Annotated in this window: 5 protein-coding genes; 1 reads left to right on the top strand and 4 read right to left on the bottom strand. The window is 61.7% G+C overall.

The genetic code is table 11. The annotated features are described in order from the left end of the window. Positions 1–140 precede the first annotated feature (140 nt). The gene (locus ACIQ47_RS14980) at positions 141–1,148 is read left to right on the top strand and encodes an integron integrase (protein ID WP_396438854.1); all 1,008 of its coding nucleotides are present in this window, start codon (positions 141–143) and stop codon (positions 1,146–1,148) included. A gap of 17 nt (positions 1,149–1,165) precedes the next feature. On the opposite strand, the gene hisF is transcribed toward ACIQ47_RS14980, so the two are convergent. From hisF to hisH, 4 genes are all read right to left on the bottom strand, one after another. Beyond that, positions 1,166–1,966 carry an imidazole glycerol phosphate synthase subunit HisF gene (gene hisF / locus ACIQ47_RS14975; RefSeq protein ID WP_396428633.1) on the bottom strand — a complete coding sequence of 267 codons (801 nt, stop codon included), beginning with the start codon at positions 1,964–1,966 and terminating at the stop codon, positions 1,166–1,168. Positions 1,967–1,984: 18 nt separating this feature from the next. Then, on the bottom strand, positions 1,985–2,842 hold the full coding sequence (locus tag ACIQ47_RS14970) for a D-hexose-6-phosphate mutarotase (protein WP_296292857.1): 858 nt from the start codon (positions 2,840–2,842) through the stop codon (positions 1,985–1,987). Between the two features lie 5 nt (positions 2,843–2,847). Then, on the bottom strand, positions 2,848–3,588 hold the full coding sequence (gene hisA / locus ACIQ47_RS14965) for a 1-(5-phosphoribosyl)-5-[(5-phosphoribosylamino)methylideneamino]imidazole-4-carboxamide isomerase (protein ID WP_108332550.1): 741 nt from the start codon (positions 3,586–3,588) through the stop codon (positions 2,848–2,850). A gap of 47 nt (positions 3,589–3,635) precedes the next feature. Next, positions 3,636–4,090, bottom strand: a 455-nt coding sequence (hisH, locus tag ACIQ47_RS14960) for an imidazole glycerol phosphate synthase subunit HisH (RefSeq protein ID WP_396438853.1), incomplete at its 5' end; no start/stop codon positions are given.

The following is a 4,090-nucleotide window of genomic DNA, read 5'->3' as shown; positions in this document are numbered from 1 at the left end:
CCTAACGTAATGTAGACCGCAAAACACGGTTGATACATCCGGGCCGTGTCGATACATCTTTCAGAGAAATTGGCTGCAAGCCGCTTGCGCCTTGGCTTACAGGTTCATATACTGTGGTTTTGTACAGGTATAAATTTGCCATGAAACCCGGTGCTCCTTCCTTGCAGTCCACCCGCTTGCTTGATCAGGTGCGCGAGCGGGTTAGGTATATGCATTATAGCCTCAAAACCGAGAAAGCTTATCTCTATTGGATTCGTTTTTTTATTCGCTGGAGCGCTACGCAGTCAGGCGGCATGCGTCACCCGCGCGAGTTGGTTGTGGCCGATGTCGAAGCTTTTTTGTCCATGCTGGCCAATGAGCGCAAGGTATCGGCCTCCACTCACAACCAAGCGCTCAGTGCTCTGCTGTTTTTGTACCGGGAGGTGCTGGGCATTGATTTACCTTGGCTCAACAACATTGGTCGACCTCAGCAGACCAAGCGCATTCCGTCGGTGCTGACCAAAGACGAAGTGGCTGGTCTTTTGGCACAGATGGACGGAGTGACTGCGCTGCTGGCTCGGCTGCTGTATGGCACGGGCATGCGGCTGATGGAGGGCATGCGCTTGCGGATAAAAGACGTGGATTTTGAGCGTCAGGCCATCATCGTGCGCGAGGCCAAAGGGTCCAAAGACCGCGTGGTGATGCTGCCCCGCTCGCTGGCACCGGCCTTGCGTTTGCAACTGTTGGCGGCTCGGGCGCAATGGGAGGCGGACCGGCAGGTGCAACGGGGTGGTGTGGAGGTGCCCCACGCTTTGGCTAGCAAATACCCCAAGGTGGGTGATACATGGGGCTGGTTTTGGATGTTTCCTTCGCCGACGCTGTCGGTTGACCCTCGCAGTGGCGTGGAGCGCCGCCACCACTTGTATGAAGAGCGCTTGCAACGCGCCTTAAAAAAGGCCGTGGCGGCTGCGGGCATTGTCAAACCCGTATCCGTTCACACGCTGCGCCACTCGTTTGCCACGCATTTGCTGCAGTCGGGCACCGACATTCGTACGGTGCAAGAGTTGCTGGGTCATTCTGACGTCTCGACAACGATGATTTACACCCATGTGCTGAAGGTGGCCACGGGTGGCACAGCCAGCCCTTTGGATGCTTTGCTCAGCGTCTAGGCCGATTCGTCAACGCGTCAAATCCGCACCGCAATGCCCCGCTCCCGCATGCGCGCTTTGGCTTGCCCCACCGTGTATTCACCATAGTGAAAGATGCTCGCCGCCAGCACCGCATCCGCCCCGCCGATGCTCACGCCATCGGCCAGGTGGTCAAGGTTGCCCACGCCGCCAGACGCGATCACGGGCACGCTCACGGCGTCGCTCACGGCGCGGGTGAGTTGCAGGTCAAAACCGCTTTTGGTGCCGTCGCGGTCCATGCTGGTCAGCAAAATTTCGCCTGCGCCGTAGGCGGCCATTTGCTGGGCCCAGGCCACCGCGTCCAGGCCCACGTTTTTGCGGCCGCCGTGGCTGTAAACGTCCCAGCCGGGGCCTATGGGCAGACCATTCGTGCCGATGCGCTGTTCGTCCTCTGCGCTGCGGCGCTTGGCGTCGATGGCGACCACGATGCACTGCGCGCCATATTTGGCAGACGCCTCGCGGATGACTTGCGGGTTGGCAATGGCCGCCGAGTTGAAGCTGGTTTTGTCAGCACCCGCGTTGAGCAATCGGCGCACGTCTTCCACCGTGCGCACGCCACCGCCCACGGTGAGCGGAATGAAGACCTGGCTGGCCACGGCTTCGATGATGTGCAGGATCACGTCGCGGCCGTCGCTGGTGGCGGTGATGTCGAGGAAGGTGAGTTCGTCGGCGCCCTGCTCGTTGTAGCGTGCGGCGATTTCAACCGGGTCGCCGGCGTCGCGCAGTTCGACAAAGTTGACGCCCTTGACCACACGACCACCGGTCACGTCAAGGCAGGGAATGATGCGTTTGGCCAGCATGTGGGGGCTCTTTTCAAATCAAGGGGTTGTCACGGTCAGCTGCTGCCAGCCTTCCCAGCGCTCGCCTGCGGGCAAGTGGATGGGGTCAAACACTTGAGCAGCTTCGACGCAGAGCATGTGCCGCCAACCGTCTTCGGGCATGTCGGCCAGGCCTTGGCACAGGGCTTGTGCGGGGTTCCAGACCACGGTGTGGGCCCAGCTGGCGCTTTGGCTGATGTGCAGGGTATCGTTCAGCGTCATGGGCTGTGGCCCGGCTTCGTACACGCGGTCAAACTCGGAGGCAAAACGGATCGTGTCGGCAGCAGGCGCATGGGTGTCGGTGAGTGAATCCCATTCGGGCAGACCGCCCAGACCCTGAAGCGTGGCCTGCGTCACGTCGGGCACGGCCAAATAGGTGTGCAGTGCGCCAGAAAACGCCAGCGGCTGATCGTCAGTGTTGTGCACGTCCAGCGTCAGTTGCAAGGCACCCGGGCTCAGGTCGATGTGCAGCGCCAAGGCAAAGGCTTGAGGCCACCAGGCGCGTGTTTGGGCGTTGCCCTTCAGGCGCAGCGTGAGGCGGGCATGCTCGGCACCCAGTTCGGGCGCATCGGCCTGCCAAGGCAGGTTGCGCGCAAAACCGTGTTTGGGCAGGCTGTCAGCGTGCGGGCCGCGTTGGTTGAACTGCGGAAAGCACACCGGCACGCCACCGCGGATGGCGGCTTGCCCGTCCATGGTGCTTTGGGGGCTGAGGTACAGGCGCTCTTGGCCGCCCGACACCCAAGACAGCACCTGCGCGCCGTGCAGCGTGACCCGCAGCGTGTCCCCCTGGGGCAAGGCCAGCTCGACGGCGGGCAGGCCCGAGAAGGTGGTCTCGCGGCCCGTGGCCTGCGCAGTCATGGGGTTCAACCGTTGAGTTCGTCGGCGCGTTGCTGCGCCAGCGCGAAGTCGAGGTCGCCAGAATACACCGCACGGCCACAGATCACGCCTTCAACGCCTTCGTCCTCCACTGCGCACAGCTGCTCGATGTCGGCCATGTTGGACAGGCCGCCCGAGGCGATCACGGGGATGGTCAGCGCTTGCGCCAGCTTGACGGTGGCGTCGATGTTGATGCCGCTCAGCATGCCGTCGCGGCCAATGTCGGTGTAGATGATGGACTCGACACCCCAGTCTTCGAACTTCTTGGCCAGGTCCACCACTTCGTGGCCGGTGAGCTTGCTCCAGCCGTCGGTGGCGACTTTGCCGTCTTTGGCGTCTAGACCGACGATGATGTGGCCGCCAAAGGCGGTGCAGGCGTCTTTCAAGAAGCCGGGGTTCTTGACGGCTGCGGTGCCAATGATGACGTAGCGCAGACCGCTGTCGATGTATTTTTCGATCGTGTCCAGATCGCGGATGCCGCCACCCAGCTGCACCGGGATGTCGTCGCCCACAGCCTTGAGGATGGACTTGATGGCGCCAAAGTTTTGCGGCTTGCCGGCGAAGGCGCCGTTCAGATCCACCAGGTGCAAGCGGCGTGCGCCTTTTTCGAGCCAGGTGCGGGCCATGGCGGCAGGGTCTTCCCCAAAGGTCGTGGCTTGGTCCATATCGCCCTGTTTGAGGCGAACGCAGTGGCCGTCTTTGAGGTCAATGGCGGGGATCAGAATCATGGCGAGTTAACAACCAGTAGAGAAAAAGAAGCGGCAGTGAAAACTTCTCAAGGCTGCCAGTGGAGGAAATTGCGGAACAAGGCCAGGCCCTGGGCCGCGCTTTTTTCGGGGTGAAACTGGGTGGCAAAAATATTGTCACGGGCAATGGCGCAGGCAAAGCGGCCGCCGTAATCGGTTTCGGCTGCACCGTGCGCCGGGTCGGACACCTTGGTGTAGAAGCTGTGCACAAAATAATACCAGCTGCCGTCGTCAATGCCTTGCCACAGCGGGTGGGCAGGCGTGGCTTGCCAAACTTGGTTCCAGCCCATCTGCGGCACTTTGTAACGGGTGCCATCGGGCTGAGTTTGCCCCGCCAGCTCGAACTTGACCACGCGGCCGGGGATCAAGCCCAGGCCCGGCGTGTGGCCTTCGTCGCTGTGGTCCAGCAGCATTTGCATGCCGACGCACACGCCAAACAGGGGTTTGCTGGCAGCAGCTTCAAGCACGGCATCGAGCAAGCCCG

This window comes from Limnohabitans sp. (genome assembly GCF_044373035.1).
GTDB lineage: Bacteria > Pseudomonadota > Gammaproteobacteria > Burkholderiales > Burkholderiaceae_C > Limnohabitans_A.
This window is presented reverse-complemented; position numbering and strand designations above follow the sequence as displayed.

Bases quoted from the DNA above. Each gene is read 5' to 3' on its own strand.
- ACIQ47_RS14980 (WP_396438854.1), top strand. From the start codon at position 141: ATGAAACCCGGTGCTCCTTCCTTGCAGTCCACCCGCTTGCTTGATCAG.
- hisF (WP_396428633.1), bottom strand. From the start codon at position 1,966: ATGCTGGCCAAACGCATCATTCCCTGCCTTGACGTGACCGGTGGTCGT.
- ACIQ47_RS14970 (WP_296292857.1), bottom strand. From the start codon at position 2,842: ATGACTGCGCAGGCCACGGGCCGCGAGACCACCTTCTCGGGCCTGCCC.
- hisA (WP_108332550.1), bottom strand. From the start codon at position 3,588: ATGATTCTGATCCCCGCCATTGACCTCAAAGACGGCCACTGCGTTCGC.